The organism is Buchnera aphidicola str. Sg (Schizaphis graminum) (assembly GCF_000007365.1).
In the GTDB taxonomy this organism is placed as follows: domain Bacteria; phylum Pseudomonadota; class Gammaproteobacteria; order Enterobacterales; family Enterobacteriaceae; genus Buchnera; species Buchnera aphidicola.
Map to the genome: position 1 here is coordinate 549,509 of NC_004061.1, position 16,968 is coordinate 566,476.

Below are 16,968 nucleotides of genomic sequence, written 5' to 3' on the forward strand. Positions count from 1 at the left end.
TATTCTCCAATATTTCCTAAAATTTAAACACGACGTTTTTTAGGAGGACGGCAACCATTATGAGGAATAGGTGTTACATCAGTAATATTTGTAATACGAAAGCCAGCAGCATTCAAAGCTCGAATAGTAGATTCTCTACCAGGTCCAGGTCCCTTAACCATAACTTCTAAATTTTTTATACCATAATCTTTAACTATTTCAGCACATCGTTCAGCAGCAATCTGTGCGGCAAAGGGAGTCGATTTCCGAGAACCTCTAAAACCTGATCCTCCAGAAGTTGCCCAACCTAAAGCATTTCCTTGTCTGTCAGTAATAGTAACAATAGTATTGTTAAATGAAGCATGAATATGAGCTATACCGTCTGTAATTTGTTTTTTTACACGTTTACGTGTGCGAACAGATGAATTTTTTACCATAATTAAAATTACCTAAATTATTTTTTTATTGCTTTTCGAGGACCTTTACAAGTTCGAGCATTAGTTTTTGTTCTTTGTCCACGAACTGGCAAGCTTCTTCGATGACGTAAACCACGATAACAATTTAAATCAATCAAACGTTTAATGTTTAAAGTTTTTTCTCTTCTTAAATCGCCTTCAGTAACATATTTAGCAACGTTTTCTCTTAATAATTCAATTTCTTCTTCTTTTAAATCCGAAATTTTAGAATTTTCAGCAATATTTGCATTAAAACAAATTATTTTAGATCTTTTTTTTCCAATCCCATATATTGATGTTAATGCAATTAAAGCATGCTTATGTTCAGGAATATTAATACCTGCAATACGAGCCATTTTATAAAACCTTTTAAATTGATGAAAATTATTAATCTAATAAATTTCTTAAAATATATTAATAAACTTTCGATAAAAAATATTGTTAAAACATTGTTTTACAAATATAAATTTAACCTTGACGCTGCTTATGTTTAGGATCATTAGTACAAATCACTCGAACAACATTCTTTCTTCGAACTATTTTACAGTTTCGACAAAGAACTTTTACAGAAGCTTTCACTTTCACTCTATTTTCCTTGTATTCGTATTAAGAAATAATTTAATTTAAATTAGCTTTTTTTAATACAGATTCATACTGACTAGACATAATTAAAGTTTGAATTTGGGCTATAAAATCCATAATTACAACAACAACAATCAATAATGATGTTCCACCAAAATAAAAAGGAACATTCATAGCACTTCTCATAAATTCAGGTATCAAACAAATAAACGCAATATATAAAGAACCAAAAAGTGTTAATCGAATCATAATCTTATTGATATATTTAGCTGTTTGTTCACCTGGTCTAATTCCTGAAATAAAACCACCTGATTTCTTTAAATTATCTGCAGTTTCACGAGGATTAAAAACTAATCCAGTATAAAAAAAACAAAAAAATATTATAGAAAAAACATATAATATTAAATATAAAGGTTGATTAGGTTGAAAATAAAAAAAAATAGTTTTTAATAGATAGCACTTTCGATCTATTCCAAACCAAGATATAATTGTTACAGGAAATAAAACAACACTGGAAGCAAAAATAGCTGGTATCACACCGGCCATATTTATTTTTAAAGGTAAATGAGTGCTTTGAGTAGAATAAATACGACGACCTTTTTGACGTTGAGCATAATGAATAATAATTTTTCTTTGACTACGCTCAATAAATACGACTAAAAAAACAACGGAAAAAATTAATATTAAAACACAAAGAAATAATAATATATGTAAATCACCTTGTCTAGTTTGTTCAATTGTATGAACAATAGCTGATGGTAAACCGGCTATTATACCTATAAAAATTATAATAGAAATTCCATTGCCAATACCGCATTCTGTAATTAATTCTCCTAACCACATCAAAAACATTGTACCAGTAACTAAAATAATAATAGCAGTAAAATAAAAATAAAAATCAGGATGAATTATAATTTGATTCATACCAGATATTTTAGGTAGACTCGTAACAATACCAATTGATTGAAATAATGCTAATACTAAGGTAGTATACCTTGTGTATTGATTGATTTTAGTGCGTCCAACTTCACCTTCTTTTTTTATTTCAGACAAAGAAGGAATTACTAGTGTTAATAATTGAATAATAATAGAAGATGATATATAAGGCATAATTCCTAATGCAAAGATAGAAGCACGACTTAAAGCACCACCAGAAAACATATTGAACATTTCAATAATAGTGCCTTTCTGATCATTTAATATTCTAGATAAAATCGTAGTATCAATTCCAGGAATAGGAATAAAAGAACCAATTCGAAAAATGATTAATGCAATAACTACAGAAGCAATTCTTTGCTTAAGTTCATTTGTGACTTTCTTAGTATTTTTGAAATTTAATCCTAATTTTTTGATCATTATTTACCGCTTATCCTTCAATTTTACCGCCATAATTTTCAATTGCGAGACGAGCACCTCGAGTTACACGTAACCCATGTAATGTCAAAGCCACTTCTAATTTCCCTGAAAGAATAATTTTTACATATTTAATATTTTTATTAATAATATTTTCTTTTTTTAAAACTTTTAAATCAATAATATCAGTAGATAATTTTGATATATCCGATAAGCGGACTTCTGCTGTTATATTTTTTTTACGAGAATTGAATCCAAATTTAGGAATCCTTCTATAAATAGGCATTTGACCTCCTTCAAAACCACGATTAACATGACCTCCAGATCTAGATTTTTGACCTTTATGACCTCGACCTGCAGTTTTTCCAAAACCAGAACCAATGCCACGACCTAATCTTTTATGATTTTTGCGAGATCCTAAAGATGGAGATAAAGTATTCAAACGCATCTTATCATTCCTCTTGTATTTTTAAAATATAAGATATTTTTTTTATCATACCTCTAATAGACGGAGTATCTTGACGTATTACACTATGTCCAATATGACGTAAACCCAATCCTAACAGGGTTTTCTTATGATCAGGTATTCGTCCTATTGAACTTTTAATTTGAGTTATTTTAATCGTTTTCATTAAAAATTTTATCCTAATATGTCTTCAATTAATTTATTTCTTTTAGCTGCTATCATTTCTGGAGATTTCATATTAGTTAATCCATTCATAGTGGCGCGAACTACATTAATAGGATTAGTTGAACCATAAGTTTTAGCCAATACATTATGTATACCTGCTACTTCTAATACTGCGCGCATAGCTCCACCCGCAATTATTCCTGTTCCATCTGAAGCTGGTTTCATAAAAATATTTGATCCAGTATGTGAACCCTTTAACGAATGCTGTAAAGTTTTATTTACTAATGGTATAGTTACCATATTACGTCTAGCTTTTTCCATAGCTTTCTGAATTGCAGCTGGTACCTCACGAGCTTTTCCATAACCAAAACCAACGCGTCCTTCTCCATTTCCTACTACTGTTAAAGCAGTAAATGAAAATATACGACCGCCTTTAACTGTTTTTGAAACGCGATTTACAGTAATTAGCTTTTCTTGTAATTCACTATTATTTTTTTTTTCGATATTAGCCATTCTATATTTTTCACCTTAAAACTTTAATCCAAAATTTCGTGCAGAATCTGCTAGTTTTTTTATGCGTCCGTGATATTTAAAACCAGATCGGTCAAAAGAAACATTAGATATTCCTTTTAATAAAGCTCTTTTAGCAATAATTTTACCAACAATTTCTGCAGCTTCTTTGTTTCCAGTATATTTCAAATCTGATTTAATCTTACTTTCTAAAGTTGAAGCAAAAGCTAAAACTTTTGATTCAGAAGAAATTATTTGAGCATACATATGACGAGAAGTTCGGTGTACAACTAAACGTATTGCACCCAATGATTTAATTTTACAACGTGCTTTAAGCAATCGACGTGTACGAGAAATTATTTTTTTATTTCTATAAAACATCATTTTACTTTTTCTTAGCCTCTTTCATATGTACAACTTCGTTTGAATATCTAATTCCTTTTCCTTTATAAGGTTCAGGTCTACGATACGATCTTAAATTAGCAGCTATTTGACCTACTAATTGCTTATCTACCCCTTTAATAACAATCTCTGTTGGAGAAGGGTTTTCTGCTTCAATATAAGGAGGTAAAGAATATACAATAGGATGAGAATAACCTAATGACATGTTAACAATATTCCCTTTTGTTAGGGAAACACGATATCCTACTCCAGAAAATTGTAACTTTTTACTAAATTTTTTTGAAACTCCTATAATCATTGAATTTACAAGAGCTCTCGAAGTTCCTGCTTGAGCCCAGGCATCAGAAAAACCTGAACGTATTGAAAAAGTTATTTTATTATTTAGACATTCCACCTTAACTGCATCATGAATAATACGTGAAAGATAACCATATTTTCCTTTAATAGATATTGATTGCAAATTTAATTCAATCTTTATACCTTCAGGAATTAAAATTGGACGTTTCGCAACACGAGACATTTTTCCTCCATTAAGCCACATAACATATAACTTCGCCACCCAGACCAAGTCGACGTGCTTTACGATCTGTCATGATTCCTTGAGAAGTAGAAATTATTGCTATTCCTAAACCTGCCATTACTGTAGGCAAGTTATTCTTTTTTTTATATATTCTTAAACTTGGTCTACTTACACGTTGAATTGTCTCTATTACAGATTTTCCTTTAAAATATTTTAAAATAACTTCTATCTTGAGTTTATTATTACCTTGGATGTTAAAATTTTTAATGTAACCTTCTTTTTTTAGGAGCTCAATAATAGAATATTTTAGTTTAGAACAAGGCATTTTAACAGAATATTTGTTCGCTGATTGACCATTTCGAATTCGAGTGAGCATATCTGCGACTGGATCTTGCATACTCATTTTTTTAACTACTCCATAATTTATAAAAAATTACCAGCTAGCTTTTTTCAAACCAGGAATTTCACCCTTCATAGCTGCTTCTCTAACTTTAATACGACTCAGTCCAAATTTTCTTAAAAAAGCGTGAGGACGACCAGTTTGACGACATCTATTTCTCTGACGAGATGGACTTGAATCTCGTGGAAAAATCTGTAATTTAAGAACTGCATCCCATCGTTCTTCTTCTGACAATTTAAGATTAGTAATAGTATTTTTTAATGCAATACGTTGAGCATAAAATTTATTAGCTAATTTGACACGCTTAACTTCACGTGCTTTCATTGATTGTTTAGCCATTGAATAATCCTACTAGTTCACTTACGAAAAGGAAAGTTAAAAGAAGATAACAACAAACGAGCTTCATGATCAGAATTTGCAGTAGTAGTAATAGTGATGTCTAAACCACGAACACGATCAATTTTATCATAATCAATTTCAGGAAAAATAATTTGTTCTCGTATTCCTAAGCTATAATTTCCTTTGCCATCAAAAGAATTCGTTGACAAGCCTCTAAAGTCTCGAATACGTGGAATAGCAATAACAATTAAACGTTCAAAAAAATCCCATTTTCTTTTTCCACGTAAAGTTACTTTACAACCAATAGGGTAACCCTGACGAATTTTAAAACCAGCTACAGATTTTCGCGCTTTAGTAATAAGCGGTTTCTGTCCAGAAATTGCAGTTAAATCTAATACAGCATTATCTAGTACTTTTTTATCAGACGAAGCAGCACCTACTCCCATATTTAAGGTAATTTTATCAATTTTAGGAACTTGCATAATAGAACTATAATTTAATTCCATCATAAGTTTTTTAACTATTTTTGATTTATAATAATCATAAAATGTAGTCATTAAATTACTCCAAAACTATTTAATCGTTTTTTTATTAGATTTAAAAAAACGAACTTTTTTCCCTTCTTCAAATCTAAAACCAATTCGATCAGCTTTTTTCAATTCTGGATTGAAAATAGCAATATTTGATATTTGAATCGGGGCTTCTTTTTCAAGAATACCACCATTTTTATTTTGAGAAGGAAGTGGTTTTTGATGTTTTTTAACTAAATTTAAACCATTAACAATAGCTTTATTTGAAGATAAAATATTTTTAATAATACCTTTTTTCCCTTTGTCTTTTCCTGTTAAAATAATGATTTCATCATTACGACGTAATTTTAATGCCATTTTTTATTCCTCAAAATTATATATTACAAAACTTCCGGAGCTAACGAAATAATTTTCATAAATTTTTCAATTCTCAATTCACGCGTAACAGGTCCAAAAATACGAGTACCAACAGGTTGTTCATTATTATTTAACACAACACAAGCATTATTATCAAAACGAATTATAGAACCATCAGAGCGTCTTACTCCTTTTTTTGTTCTGACAACTACAGCTTTTAATACTTCTCCTTTTTTTACTTTTCCACGAGGTATGGCTTCCTTGATTGTAATTTTAATTATGTCACCAATACGTGCGTATCGGCGACGGGAACCACCGAGCACTTTAATACACATAGCTGAACGAGCACCAGAATTATCAGCTACATTCAAAATAGTTTGTTCTTGAATCATATTTATAAAATTCCAATTAATTATAGTTATTTAACTAAAAAAACTTTAAAACATTATAATATTAGTGATCTCAAATAGATATAAAACATGAGCAGACCTAAGTTTGTTCATGTTTTTAAAAAAAATAATTTTCAAAAAATATTCTTTTCAAGAATTTTAACTAATATCCAAGATTTGGTTTTAGAAATTGGTCTAGACTCGCGAATTTCTATTAAATCACCAATAGAACATTCATTTTTTTCATCGTGAATATGTAATTTTGTTGTTTTTTTAACAAATTTTCCGTAAATTGGATGTTTTACAAAACGTTCAATTGCAACAACAGCAGATTTATTCATCTTGTTACTTGTAACACGACCTTGTAAAGTACGAATTTTTTCCTTCATTTTACACATTCCTTTTCTTTTAACAGCATCTTTACTTGTGCAATGTTTTTTCTAACTTTACGCAATAAATGTGGTTGCTTTAATTTTCCAGATGCAGATTGCATACGAAGATTAAATTGTTCTCTTAGTAATTGTAAAAGTTCTATGTTAAGATCTTGGCGATTTTTTTTACGAAATTTTATTATTTCCTTCATTACATCACCATTTTAGTTACAAAGGTGGTTTTAATAGGTAACTTTGCTGCAGCTAATTTAAATGCTTCACGTGATTCTTCTTCAGAAACTCCATCCATTTCATAGAGAATTTTACCTGGCTGAATTAAAGCAACCCAGTATTCAACATTACCTTTTCCTTTACCCATTCTTACCTCTAATGGTTTTTGAGTGATGGGTTTATCAGGAAAAACACGTATCCAAATTTTACCTTGCCTTTTAATATAACGAGTTATAGCTCTACGTGCAGATTCAATTTGTCGAGCTGTCAAACGTCCTCGATCAATTGCTTTTAATCCAAAGAGACCAAAACTAACATTAGCACCAAAAGCAAGTCCACGATTGCGCCCTTTATGCATTTTACGAAATTTAGTACGTTTTGGTTGCAACATTAATATGTTCTCCTACTTACGATTTTTGCGATGTTGCTTTTTTATTTGAATGGAAGATTTTTCTAATTTTTCAATAGTTGACATTCCACCCAGTATTTCTCCTTTAAAAATCCATACTTTTACACCTATTACACCGTATGTTGTATGTGCTTCTGAAATACTATAATCAATATTTGCACGAAGAGTATGCAATGGTACTCTTCCTTCTCGATACCATTCTCTACGAGCAATTTCAGCACCTCCTAATCGGCCACTAACTTCTACTTTAATACCTTTTGCACCTTGTCTCATGGCATTTTGAACAGATCTTTTCATGGCGCGTCGAAACATAACTCGTCTTTCTAACTGAGAAGTAATACTTTCTGAAACAAGTTTAGCATCTAACTCTGGTTTACGTACTTCAGAAATATTGATTTGAGCTGGAACGCCAGTGATTTTTGCAATATTAATCCTAAGTTTTTCTACATCTTCTCCTTTTTTTCCTATCACGATACCTGGTCTAGCAGTATAAATAGTAACACGAATACTTTTAGCTGGCCTTTCAATAATAATGCGAGAAACTGATGCTTTTACTAATTTTTTCATCAAAAATTGACGAACTTTATAATCACTATCTAGATGGTCAGCAAAGTCTTTTGTATTGGCAAACCATACAGAATTCCATTTTTTTATTATACCCAGTCGCATACCATTAGGATGTACTTTTTGACCCATTTAACTCTTCTCCAAAATGTTAACGATCAGACACAATTACAGTAATATGACTAGTGCGTTTTAAAATACGATCTGCACGTCCTTTAGCACGTGGCATCATTCTTTTCATCGTTGAACCTTCGTCAACAAATATGTTTTTTATTCTTAATTGATCGACATCTAAACCATCATTATGTTCAGCGTTTGCTAGAGCTGATTCCAAAACTTTTTTTACTAAAATAGCAGCTTTTTTATTATTAAAATTCAAAATGTTTAAAGCCTTTGGAACTTTTTTCCCACGAATTAAATCTGCTATTAAACGAATTTTTTGAGCAGAACAACGAGCTTGACGATGTTGAGCTAAAGTTTCCATTTATCCCTCTTTTTTTATCTAACGTTTTTTTACTTTTTTATCTGCAGTATGTCCTCTATAAGTACGGGTTAAGGAAAATTCACCCAATTTGTGACCAACCATTTCTTCAGTAATAAAAATTGGAATATGATGACGTCCATTGTGAACAGATATTGTTAGACCTACCATATTTGGAAAAACTGTTGAACGTCTAGACCAAGTTTTTAAAGGTTTCTTATCATTTATCTTTACTGCTTTTTCTACTTTTTTTAATAAACTAACATCAATGAAAGGACCTTTTTTAAGAGAACGTGGCATAAATGATCCTCTAAAGTTATTTATGACGATGACGCAAAATAAACTTTTCAGTGCGCTTATTTTTTCGAGTTTTCTTACCTTTAGTTTGAAGTCCCCATGGTGTTACTGGATGCTTTCCAAAATTTCTTCCTTCACCGCCTCCATGAGGATGATCAACCGGATTCATAGCTGTACCACGAACCGTCGGTCGAATACCTATCCAACGTGAAGCACCTGCTTTTCCTAAAACTTTTAACATATGTTCAGAATTTCCGACTTCACCAATTGTAGCTCTACAATTAGATTCTGTTTTTCTCATTTCACCAGATCTTAATCTTAAGGTAGCATATTCTTTATCACATGCAACTAATTGTACATAACTGCCAGCAGAACGAGCTATTTGTCCTCCTTTTCCTGGTCTCATTTCTACGTTGTGAATAAACGAACCAACTGGAATATTTTTAATAGGTAAAGAATTTCCTATTTTAATAGGAACATTTTCACCAGATATAACTGTATCGCCTACTTTTAAATTTTTAGGCGCTAAAATGTAATTTCTTTTTCCATCTTTATATAATATTAATGCAATATTAGATGAACGATTAGGATCATATTCAAATCGTTCTATAGAAGCTGTTATGTTATCTTTATTTCTTTTAAAATCTATTATTCGATATATCCTTTTATGTCCTCCGCCAATATGACGAGTTGTAATTCTACCGTTATTATTGCGCCCTCCAGTTTTACTTTTTTTTGATAAAAGTAAAGAATACGGCTTTCCTTTATACAATTCTTTATTTACAACTTTAATAACGTGGCGACGACCCGGAGATGTCGGTTTGCATTTAACAATTGCCATTGTTTTCTCCTCCGACTACTCTATATTACTCATAAAATCTAAGTTTTGACCTTTTTTAACTTTAATATACGCTTTCTTCCAATCACTTCGATAAATAATGCGATTAGATTGACGCTTTTTTTTACCTTTAACATATACTGTTTTTACACTTTCGACTTGAATATTAAATAAATTTTGCACTGCAAATTTAATTTCATTTTTAGTGGTATTTCTAGAAACCTTTAAAACTACAGTATTAAATTTTTCCATAGATATAGATGATTTTTCAGATATATGTGGAGAAAGTAATACTTTAAGAAAACGTTCTTGAGAAATCATGAAAGCATTTCCTCTACCTTCTTTAACGCTGCAACAGTAATTATAATATGCTCGAAAGCAATTAGACTCACTGGATCCATAGAACATACGTCTTTGACATCAACAGAATATAAGTTTCTAGACGCAAGAAATAAATTATTTTCTATTTCTTTAGTTAAAATAAGCACATTGTTTAATTTGATTTCTTTCAATTTTTTAACTAAAAGATTGGTTTTAGGTAAATCTAATGAAAATTTTTCAAATATAATTAGTCTTTTTTGACGTATTAATTCAGAAAAAATACTTTTTAATGCACCACGATACATTTTTTTATTAATTTTTTGAGAATGTGATTGTGGTTTTGAAGCAAATGTTACTCCTCCTGAGCGCCATATAGGACTTCTAAAAGAACCTGCACGTGCACGACCGGTACCTTTTTGGCGCCATGGTTTTCTACCTGATCCGGAAACATCAGCACGACTTTTTTGTGCTCGTGTACCTTGACGAGTAGAAGCTGAATAAGCAACAACTACTTGATGAATTAGAGCTTCATTAAAATCTCTACCAAAAATGATTTCAGAAACACTAAGAAGGCTTGGCACGTCTTTAATCACTAATTCCATGCTTAACTCCTTATTCCTTAAATCTTAATAGCTGGTTTAACGATAAGATCACTACCGGTAGGTCCTGGAACAGCACCTTTTACTAAAAGTAAATTACGATTTTGGTCGATTTTTACTATGTTTAAATTTTGCACTGTAACACGATTATTACCTAAGTGCCCTGCCATTTTCTTTCCCTTAAATACTCTACCTGGAGTTTGATTCTGACCGATAGAACCTGGTACTCTATGAGACAAAGAATTTCCATGTGTTGCGTCTTGAGTTCGAAAATTCCAACGTTTAACAGTACCAGAAAAACCTTTCCCTTTAGAAATACCTGTAACATCTACTTTCTTAATATCATTAAAAATATTAATTTTTATACTTTGGCCTATTTGAAATTTTTCGTTATTATTAATTCTAAATTCCCACAATCCACGACCAGGAATCACACCTGATTTCAAAAAGTGACCTGACTCTGGTTTTTTAAGCCTATTTAATTTTTTTAGACCTGTTGTTACTTGAATAGCATAATATTTATCAGTTTTAATGTTTCTTATTTGCGTAATACGATTCTCTTGTATTTGAATTACTGTAATAGGAATTGAACTTCCTTCTTTAGTAAAAATACGACTCATACCAAGTTTTTTTCCAACTAAACCAATCATTTTTCAAAACCTTTTTAATCACATATATAAATTTGATTAACCCAGGCTGATTTGAACATCTACACCAGCAGCAAGATCAAGACGCATAAGCGCATCAACAGTTTTTTCAGTAGGTTCTACTATATCAATTAATCGCTTGTGTGTACGAATTTCATATTGATCACGTGCGTCCTTGTTTACATGTGGAGAAATTAAAATAGTAAAACGTTCTTTACGTGTTGGTAAGGGAATTGGTCCGCGAACTTGCGCACCAGTTCTTTTAGCTGTCTCAACAATTTCAGCAGTTGATTGATCAATTAATCTATGATCAAAAGCTTTTAAACGAATACGAATTCTTTGGTTCTGCATTAGACCAGAACTCCAATTTTATTTTAAAAATAAAAATTTTATCCCCTCTCTACATATTTTTTTAGAGATTGGATGTAATTAATTGCTCTTATATAACTCCTATGTTAGGAGTATTGTAGAATTATTATAATATAAATATATAAAAAAATTTTTATTTCACGATTATTTATCCAAAATGTATGATATTCTAATTATAATCAATCAAGAAAAGAGCATTTTATACTCTTTTCTTAACAAATTCAACTAAGTATAATATAAAAAATTAAACTAAAACTTTAGAAACAACACCTGCTCCAACAGTACGACCACCTTCTCGTATAGCAAATCGCAAACCATCTGCCATAGCAATAGGATGAATTAAAGTAACAGTCATTTTAATATTGTCTCCTGGCATAACCATTTCTACTCCTTCAGGTAGCTCAATAGAACCTGTTACATCAGTAGTTCGAAAATAAAACTGAGGACGATATCCCTTAAAAAATGGAGTATGACGCCCACCTTCTTCTTTGGATAAAACATAAACTTCAGACTCAAATGTTGTATGTGGATGAATACTACCTGGTTTTGCTAAAACCTGACCTCTTTCAATTTCATCACGTTTTGTACCGCGAAGTAAAACGCCTACATTTTCTCCAGCACGACCTTCGTCCAATAATTTCCTAAACATTTCAACACCTGTACAGGTAGTTTTAGTTGTTTTTTTAATACCTACAATTTCTACTTCTTCTCCAACTTTTACAATACCTCTTTCAACCCTTCCAGTAACAACAGTTCCTCTTCCTGATATAGAAAAAACATCTTCTATAGGTAATAAAAAAGGTTGATCAATAGCTCGTTTTGGTTCTGGTATATAAGTATCTAGAAATTTAGATAAATCAAGTATTTTTGATTCCCAATCTGCATCACCTTCTAAGGCTTTAAGAGCAGAACCGCGAATAATAGGAGTATCATCTCCAGGAAAATCATATTGTGTTAATAAATCACGAACTTCCATTTCTACTAATTCTAGTAATTCTTCATCGTCTACCATATCACATTTATTTAAAAAAACAATAATATAAGGTACTCCCACTTGTCTACCAAGTAAAATATGTTCTCGAGTTTGAGGCATGGGTCCATCAGTAGCGGCAACTACTAAAATTGCACCATCCATCTGAGCTGCTCCGGTGATCATATTTTTTATATAATCAGCATGACCTGGACAATCTACATGTGCATAATGCCTGAGTTCAGTATCATATTCTACATGAGAGGTATTAATAGTAATACCTCTTGCTTTTTCTTCTGGAGCGTTATCTATTTGATCAAAAGCACGAGCAGAACCTCCATATTTTTTTGATAACACAGTTGTAATTGCCGCAGTTAATGTTGTTTTTCCATGATCAACATGACCTATAGTACCTACATTTATATGAGGTTTTACACGTTGAAATTTTTCTTTTGACATTATTAAACCCTTTTTTATTTAAAGTTATTATTAAAAATTATTTTATAAAAAAATTTTACTATCTCTCTCTTTTTTGAATGATTAAGTCAGAAATAACAGATGGTGCTTCTACATATTTTAAAAATTCCATGGAATAAGAAGCTCTACCCTGAGTTTGAGAACGCAAATCAGTAGCATAACCAAACATTTCTGACAAAGGAACACATGCATTAATAATTTTACCTATTTCTAAATCTTTCATGCCTTCAATAATGCCTCGGCGACGATTTAAGTCACCAATGACATCTCCCATATAATCATCTGGTGTTTCTACTTCTACTTTCATAATAGGTTCTAATAAAATTGGTTTTGCTTTTTTAAATCCATTTTTAAATGCTAAAGAAGCTGCTAATTTAAAAGCTAATTCTGAAGAATCAACATCATGATATGAACCAAAATAAAGTCGTACTCCTATATCTACAACAGGATATCCAGCTAAGGGTCCATACTTCAATTGTTCTTGAATTCCTTTATCAATTGCTGAAATATATTCATTAGGTATCACTCCTCCTTTTATATCATTAACAAATAAGTATCCTTTACCTCCTGATTCTAATGGAAATAATTCTATAACAACATGACCATATTGACCTCTTCCACCAGATTGCTTAATGTGCTTTCCTTCTATATCAGTTACTTTATTCAGAATAGTTTCACGATATGCAACTTGTGGCTTGCCAACATTAGCATCAACACTGAATTCTCGTTTCATGCGATCAACGATTATTTCTAAATGTAATTCTCCCATTCCAGAAATGATTGTTTGATTAGATTCTTGATCTGTTCGAACTCTAAAAGAAGGATCTTCTTTTGCTAATCTAGCTAATGCCAAACCCATTTTTTCCTGATCAGCTTTTGTTTTAGGTTCTACAGAAATAGATATAACTGGTTCTGGAAATTCCATTCGTTCTAATATAATAGGTTGATTTAAATCACATAGTGTATCACCAGTAGTTACATCTTTTAAACCAATAGCTGCCGCTATATCTCCAGCATAAACTTCTTTGATTTCTTCTCTTTTATTTGCATGCATTTGAACAATTCTACCAAATCTTTCACGCTGAGATTTTACAGAATTTAAAACACTATCTCCAGATTTTACTATTCCTGAATATACACGAAAAAATGTTAAATTACCTACAAAAGGATCACTAGCAATTTTAAATGCTAAAGCTGAAAATGGAGCTTTATCATTTGAAGATCTGAAAGCAACAGTACTTGCTTTATCGTTTGTAATTCCCTTAATATCTTGAATATCGTTAGGAGCAGGTAAATATTCAATTATTGCATCCAATAATGCTTGCACTCCTTTATTTTTAAAAGCAGAACCACAGGTGATAAGTGTAATTTCATTATTTAAAGATCGTTTTCTTAATTCTGATTTTATTTCTTTTTCAGATAATACAAAGCCACTTAAATATTTTTCCATTAATTCTTCATTAGATTCAACAGCTGACTCAATCAAATTTTGATGCCACTTTTCAGATAATTCAATCATATCAGATGGTATTTCATCATAAGTAAAGGTTATTCCTTGATCGATATCTTTCCATTTAATGGCTTTCATTTTTATTAAATCTATAACTCCTTTAAAATTTTCTTCTGATCCAATAGGTAGCTGAAGTGGTACAGGATTGCCTCCTAATCGTGTTTTAATTTGTTTTACTGATCTTAAAAAATTTGCTCCCATACGATCCATTTTATTTATAAAAGCTATACGAGGAACATTGTATTTATTTGCTTGTCGCCATACAGTTTCTGATTGAGGTTGAACACCTCCAACTGCGCAATAAACCATAACAGCACCATCTAATACACGCATTGAACGTTCAACTTCTATAGTAAAATCAACATGTCCAGGTGTATCAATAATATTAATTCTGTGAGGTTTAAATTGCTTAGCCATACCACTCCAAAATGCAGTAGTAGCAGCAGAGGTAATAGTAATTCCTCTTTCTTGTTCTTGTTCCATCCAATCCATGGTAGCAGCACCATCGTGAACTTCACCAATTTTATGATTAATACCAGTATAAAATAAGATTCTTTCAGTTGTGGTTGTCTTCCCTGCATCTATATGGGCACTGATACCAATGTTACGATATTGACAAATAGGTGTTGTACGAGACATAATTGTTTTCTCATTTTTAGGTTTTTAAAAGTTATCACCGTATGAGCAAAATAAAACAATTGCCCCAATATTATATAAATTAAAAAATTTTATAGAAATCATCACCAACGATAATGAGCAAAAGCTTTATTTGCTTCAGCCATCTTATGAACTTCTTCCTTTTTTTTAACAGATGTTCCTTTATTTTCAACAGCATCGTAAAGTTCATTAGATAAACGTAATGCCATAGATTTATCGCCTCTTTTTCGTGCAGAATCTACAATCCATCTCATTGCTAATGCATTACGACGAACTGGTCGAACTTCGACAGGTACTTGATATGTTGAACCACCAACACGACGAGATTTAACTTCTACTGTTGGACGGACATTTTCTAAAGCAATTTCAAATGCTTCTAATTCTTTTTTCTCTGTTCGTTCAGATAAATTTTTTAATGCAGTATAAACAATTACTTCAGCAATAGATTTTTTACCATCTACCATCAAAATATTAATAAATTTAGCTAATAATTCTGAAGAAAATTTTGGATCTGGTAAAATTTTGCGAGTACTAATAATACGACGACGTGGCATAAAAAAATACTCCATTAAATTAAACAGCAAATTTATTTATGTTCTAAATTAAATATAATTACACTTTAGCTTTTTTTACACCGTATTTAGAACGTCCTTTTTTACGTTCTTTAACACCAGCGCAATCTAGAGAACCTCTAACAATATGATATCGAACTCCCGGTAAATCTTTTACTCGACCACCACGTATTAAAATTACAGAGTGTTCTTGTAAATTATGCCCTTCTCCACCAATATAAGCAGTAACTTCAAAACCATTAGTTAACCTTACACGACAAACTTTTCGTAATGCTGAATTAGGTTTCTTAGGAGTAGTTGTATAAACTCGAGTACAAACGCCTCTTTTTTGCGGACTTCCTTCCAAAGCAGGAACGTTCGTTTTAACTATTTTACGTAAACGAGGTTTACGGACCAATTGATTAACCGTGGCCATATATAAACTCCTTATTGCTAATTAATACTATGAGTGACACTAAGATAATATAAAAAAAAATTGAGGTCATATTATATCATGTAGAATTTTGGGATTGGATATATAAATCAAAGAACAAATAAGTATATTTTACCAAATTATTTGTTTTTTATTTTTAAGTGTTAAATTAACAAAATCAATATAACTAATTAAAATAAAACTACTAGAAATATTTTTATGAATTCCTCTAGCATAAACATCTTCTTTTATAACATATAAATTTTCTGAAGAAAAAGTAATTTTTTTTAAAAAAATATTATCAATTAATGCAATTAAAACTCCATCTTGTAAAGCTAAAAAATCATCTGTTTTTTTTAACATACCTGAAAAAAAAGAAATATTAGTTTCAAAAGGAGATTTCATTAAAGTATGCAGCATATTTATGTACCTTAAAAATTAATAATTGCATCATGATCATCTAACTTTATACGAAAAAAATATGAATTTAATATATTTACTTTTAATATAAATTGATTATGAGAATATAATCCTCTATCAATCAATGAAGATTTGCAACAATAAAAATTTTTAATATCGTATATAGATAAAATACGAAAAGAAGATGTATAATTACGTGCTAAAATATTTTCTGATTTAGAATGTTTTAAAATCTGTAAAACTCCATCTCCAATAAAAAATAAACTAATTTTTTTTATAATTGAAGAAACACCTAAAATAACATCCAATCCTTCTTTACCAAAACTAGTCCCATGCGGCGCATGAGAAAAAACAAAAGCAATTTTTTCCATTGAAA

General features: G+C 30.8%; 31 protein-coding genes. All 31 read right to left on the reverse strand.

The annotated features are described in order from the left end of the window. Positions 1 to 23 precede the first annotated feature (23 nt). Positions 24 to 416 (reverse strand): 30S ribosomal protein S11, encoded by a 393-nt coding sequence (rpsK, locus tag BUSG_RS02540; protein ID WP_011053991.1) that lies wholly within the window; start codon positions 414 to 416, stop codon positions 24 to 26. Positions 417 to 433: 17 nt separating this feature from the next. After that, positions 434 to 790 carry a 30S ribosomal protein S13 gene (gene rpsM / locus BUSG_RS02545; protein ID WP_011053992.1) on the reverse strand — a complete coding sequence of 119 codons (357 nt, stop codon included), beginning with the start codon at positions 788 to 790 and terminating at the stop codon, positions 434 to 436. A 112-nt stretch (positions 791 to 902) separates the two neighbouring features. Then, the gene (rpmJ, locus tag BUSG_RS02550) at positions 903 to 1,019 is read right to left on the reverse strand and encodes a 50S ribosomal protein L36 (protein ID WP_011053993.1); all 117 of its coding nucleotides are present in this window, start codon (positions 1,017 to 1,019) and stop codon (positions 903 to 905) included. 33 nt (positions 1,020 to 1,052) lie between these two features. Next, on the reverse strand, positions 1,053 to 2,372 hold the full coding sequence (gene secY, locus BUSG_RS02555; protein WP_011053994.1) for a preprotein translocase subunit SecY: 1,320 nt from the start codon (positions 2,370 to 2,372) through the stop codon (positions 1,053 to 1,055). A gap of 10 nt (positions 2,373 to 2,382) precedes the next feature. Next, entirely contained in the window at positions 2,383 to 2,817 is a 435-nt protein-coding gene (gene rplO, locus BUSG_RS02560; protein WP_011053995.1) for a 50S ribosomal protein L15, read from the reverse strand. Between the two features lie 4 nt (positions 2,818 to 2,821). Further along, positions 2,822 to 3,001 carry a 50S ribosomal protein L30 gene (rpmD, locus tag BUSG_RS02565; protein WP_011053996.1) on the reverse strand — a complete coding sequence of 60 codons (180 nt, stop codon included), beginning with the start codon at positions 2,999 to 3,001 and terminating at the stop codon, positions 2,822 to 2,824. Between the two features lie 8 nt (positions 3,002 to 3,009). Continuing rightward, positions 3,010 to 3,513 (reverse strand): 30S ribosomal protein S5, encoded by a 504-nt coding sequence (gene rpsE, locus BUSG_RS02570; RefSeq protein WP_011053997.1) that lies wholly within the window; start codon positions 3,511 to 3,513, stop codon positions 3,010 to 3,012. A 15-nt stretch (positions 3,514 to 3,528) separates the two neighbouring features. Then, positions 3,529 to 3,894, reverse strand: coding sequence for a 50S ribosomal protein L18 (rplR, locus tag BUSG_RS02575; RefSeq protein ID WP_011053998.1), 366 nt, complete (start codon positions 3,892 to 3,894; stop codon positions 3,529 to 3,531). A 1-nt stretch (position 3,895) separates the two neighbouring features. Next, complete coding sequence (rplF, locus tag BUSG_RS02580) at positions 3,896 to 4,432, reverse strand: 50S ribosomal protein L6 (protein WP_011053999.1); 537 nt, start codon at positions 4,430 to 4,432, stop codon at positions 3,896 to 3,898. Positions 4,433 to 4,442: 10 nt separating this feature from the next. Further along, positions 4,443 to 4,835, reverse strand: coding sequence for a 30S ribosomal protein S8 (gene rpsH / locus BUSG_RS02585; protein ID WP_011054000.1), 393 nt, complete (start codon positions 4,833 to 4,835; stop codon positions 4,443 to 4,445). 30 nt (positions 4,836 to 4,865) lie between these two features. Next, complete coding sequence (gene rpsN / locus BUSG_RS02590) at positions 4,866 to 5,171, reverse strand: 30S ribosomal protein S14 (protein WP_011054001.1); 306 nt, start codon at positions 5,169 to 5,171, stop codon at positions 4,866 to 4,868. 17 nt (positions 5,172 to 5,188) lie between these two features. Continuing rightward, positions 5,189 to 5,728: a 50S ribosomal protein L5 gene (gene rplE / locus BUSG_RS02595; RefSeq protein ID WP_011054002.1), complete on the reverse strand. Its 540-nt coding sequence runs from the start codon at positions 5,726 to 5,728 to the stop codon at positions 5,189 to 5,191. A 15-nt stretch (positions 5,729 to 5,743) separates the two neighbouring features. Next, positions 5,744 to 6,058 (reverse strand): 50S ribosomal protein L24, encoded by a 315-nt coding sequence (gene rplX, locus BUSG_RS02600; RefSeq protein ID WP_011054003.1) that lies wholly within the window; start codon positions 6,056 to 6,058, stop codon positions 5,744 to 5,746. 23 nt (positions 6,059 to 6,081) lie between these two features. Further along, positions 6,082 to 6,450: a 50S ribosomal protein L14 gene (rplN, locus tag BUSG_RS02605; protein WP_011054004.1), complete on the reverse strand. Its 369-nt coding sequence runs from the start codon at positions 6,448 to 6,450 to the stop codon at positions 6,082 to 6,084. Positions 6,451 to 6,581: 131 nt separating this feature from the next. After that, the gene (gene rpsQ, locus BUSG_RS02610) at positions 6,582 to 6,836 is read right to left on the reverse strand and encodes a 30S ribosomal protein S17 (RefSeq protein ID WP_011054005.1); all 255 of its coding nucleotides are present in this window, start codon (positions 6,834 to 6,836) and stop codon (positions 6,582 to 6,584) included. Next, a complete protein-coding gene (gene rpmC, locus BUSG_RS02615) occupies positions 6,833 to 7,030 on the reverse strand; it encodes a 50S ribosomal protein L29 (protein WP_011054006.1) in 198 nt (65 codons plus the stop codon). Before rpmC ends, rpsQ begins: the two co-directional genes overlap by 4 nt. Continuing rightward, a complete protein-coding gene (rplP, locus tag BUSG_RS02620; RefSeq protein WP_011054007.1) occupies positions 7,030 to 7,440 on the reverse strand; it encodes a 50S ribosomal protein L16 in 411 nt (136 codons plus the stop codon). Before rplP ends, rpmC begins: the two co-directional genes overlap by 1 nt. A gap of 12 nt (positions 7,441 to 7,452) precedes the next feature. After that, complete coding sequence (rpsC, locus tag BUSG_RS02625; protein ID WP_011054008.1) at positions 7,453 to 8,154, reverse strand: 30S ribosomal protein S3; 702 nt, start codon at positions 8,152 to 8,154, stop codon at positions 7,453 to 7,455. A 19-nt stretch (positions 8,155 to 8,173) separates the two neighbouring features. Next, entirely contained in the window at positions 8,174 to 8,506 is a 333-nt protein-coding gene (rplV, locus tag BUSG_RS02630; RefSeq protein WP_011054009.1) for a 50S ribosomal protein L22, read from the reverse strand. An 18-nt stretch (positions 8,507 to 8,524) separates the two neighbouring features. Continuing rightward, complete coding sequence (gene rpsS, locus BUSG_RS02635) at positions 8,525 to 8,803, reverse strand: 30S ribosomal protein S19 (protein WP_011054010.1); 279 nt, start codon at positions 8,801 to 8,803, stop codon at positions 8,525 to 8,527. Between the two features lie 16 nt (positions 8,804 to 8,819). Further along, entirely contained in the window at positions 8,820 to 9,641 is an 822-nt protein-coding gene (gene rplB, locus BUSG_RS02640) for a 50S ribosomal protein L2 (RefSeq protein ID WP_011054011.1), read from the reverse strand. Positions 9,642 to 9,656: 15 nt separating this feature from the next. Further along, complete coding sequence (gene rplW, locus BUSG_RS02645) at positions 9,657 to 9,959, reverse strand: 50S ribosomal protein L23 (protein WP_011054012.1); 303 nt, start codon at positions 9,957 to 9,959, stop codon at positions 9,657 to 9,659. Continuing rightward, the gene (gene rplD / locus BUSG_RS02650; RefSeq protein WP_011054013.1) at positions 9,956 to 10,561 is read right to left on the reverse strand and encodes a 50S ribosomal protein L4; all 606 of its coding nucleotides are present in this window, start codon (positions 10,559 to 10,561) and stop codon (positions 9,956 to 9,958) included. The genes rplW and rplD overlap by 4 nt, the downstream gene beginning before the upstream one ends. Before the next feature lie 17 nt (positions 10,562 to 10,578). After that, the gene (gene rplC, locus BUSG_RS02655; RefSeq protein ID WP_011054014.1) at positions 10,579 to 11,208 is read right to left on the reverse strand and encodes a 50S ribosomal protein L3; all 630 of its coding nucleotides are present in this window, start codon (positions 11,206 to 11,208) and stop codon (positions 10,579 to 10,581) included. Positions 11,209 to 11,244: 36 nt separating this feature from the next. Continuing rightward, entirely contained in the window at positions 11,245 to 11,556 is a 312-nt protein-coding gene (gene rpsJ / locus BUSG_RS02660) for a 30S ribosomal protein S10 (RefSeq protein ID WP_011054015.1), read from the reverse strand. 262 nt (positions 11,557 to 11,818) lie between these two features. Further along, the gene (gene tuf, locus BUSG_RS02665) at positions 11,819 to 13,003 is read right to left on the reverse strand and encodes an elongation factor Tu (protein WP_011054016.1); all 1,185 of its coding nucleotides are present in this window, start codon (positions 13,001 to 13,003) and stop codon (positions 11,819 to 11,821) included. A 58-nt stretch (positions 13,004 to 13,061) separates the two neighbouring features. Continuing rightward, complete coding sequence (gene fusA / locus BUSG_RS02670) at positions 13,062 to 15,170, reverse strand: elongation factor G (protein WP_011054017.1); 2,109 nt, start codon at positions 15,168 to 15,170, stop codon at positions 13,062 to 13,064. Between the two features lie 101 nt (positions 15,171 to 15,271). Beyond that, positions 15,272 to 15,742 carry a 30S ribosomal protein S7 gene (gene rpsG / locus BUSG_RS02675; RefSeq protein ID WP_011054018.1) on the reverse strand — a complete coding sequence of 157 codons (471 nt, stop codon included), beginning with the start codon at positions 15,740 to 15,742 and terminating at the stop codon, positions 15,272 to 15,274. 58 nt (positions 15,743 to 15,800) lie between these two features. Then, a complete protein-coding gene (gene rpsL / locus BUSG_RS02680) occupies positions 15,801 to 16,175 on the reverse strand; it encodes a 30S ribosomal protein S12 (RefSeq protein WP_011054019.1) in 375 nt (124 codons plus the stop codon). Positions 16,176 to 16,304: 129 nt separating this feature from the next. Then, positions 16,305 to 16,592: a sulfurtransferase complex subunit TusB gene (gene tusB, locus BUSG_RS02685; protein ID WP_011054020.1), complete on the reverse strand. Its 288-nt coding sequence runs from the start codon at positions 16,590 to 16,592 to the stop codon at positions 16,305 to 16,307. A gap of 11 nt (positions 16,593 to 16,603) precedes the next feature. Then, positions 16,604 to 16,963 (reverse strand): sulfurtransferase complex subunit TusC, encoded by a 360-nt coding sequence (gene tusC / locus BUSG_RS02690; RefSeq protein WP_044006062.1) that lies wholly within the window; start codon positions 16,961 to 16,963, stop codon positions 16,604 to 16,606. Positions 16,964 to 16,968: the final 5 nt, after the last annotated feature.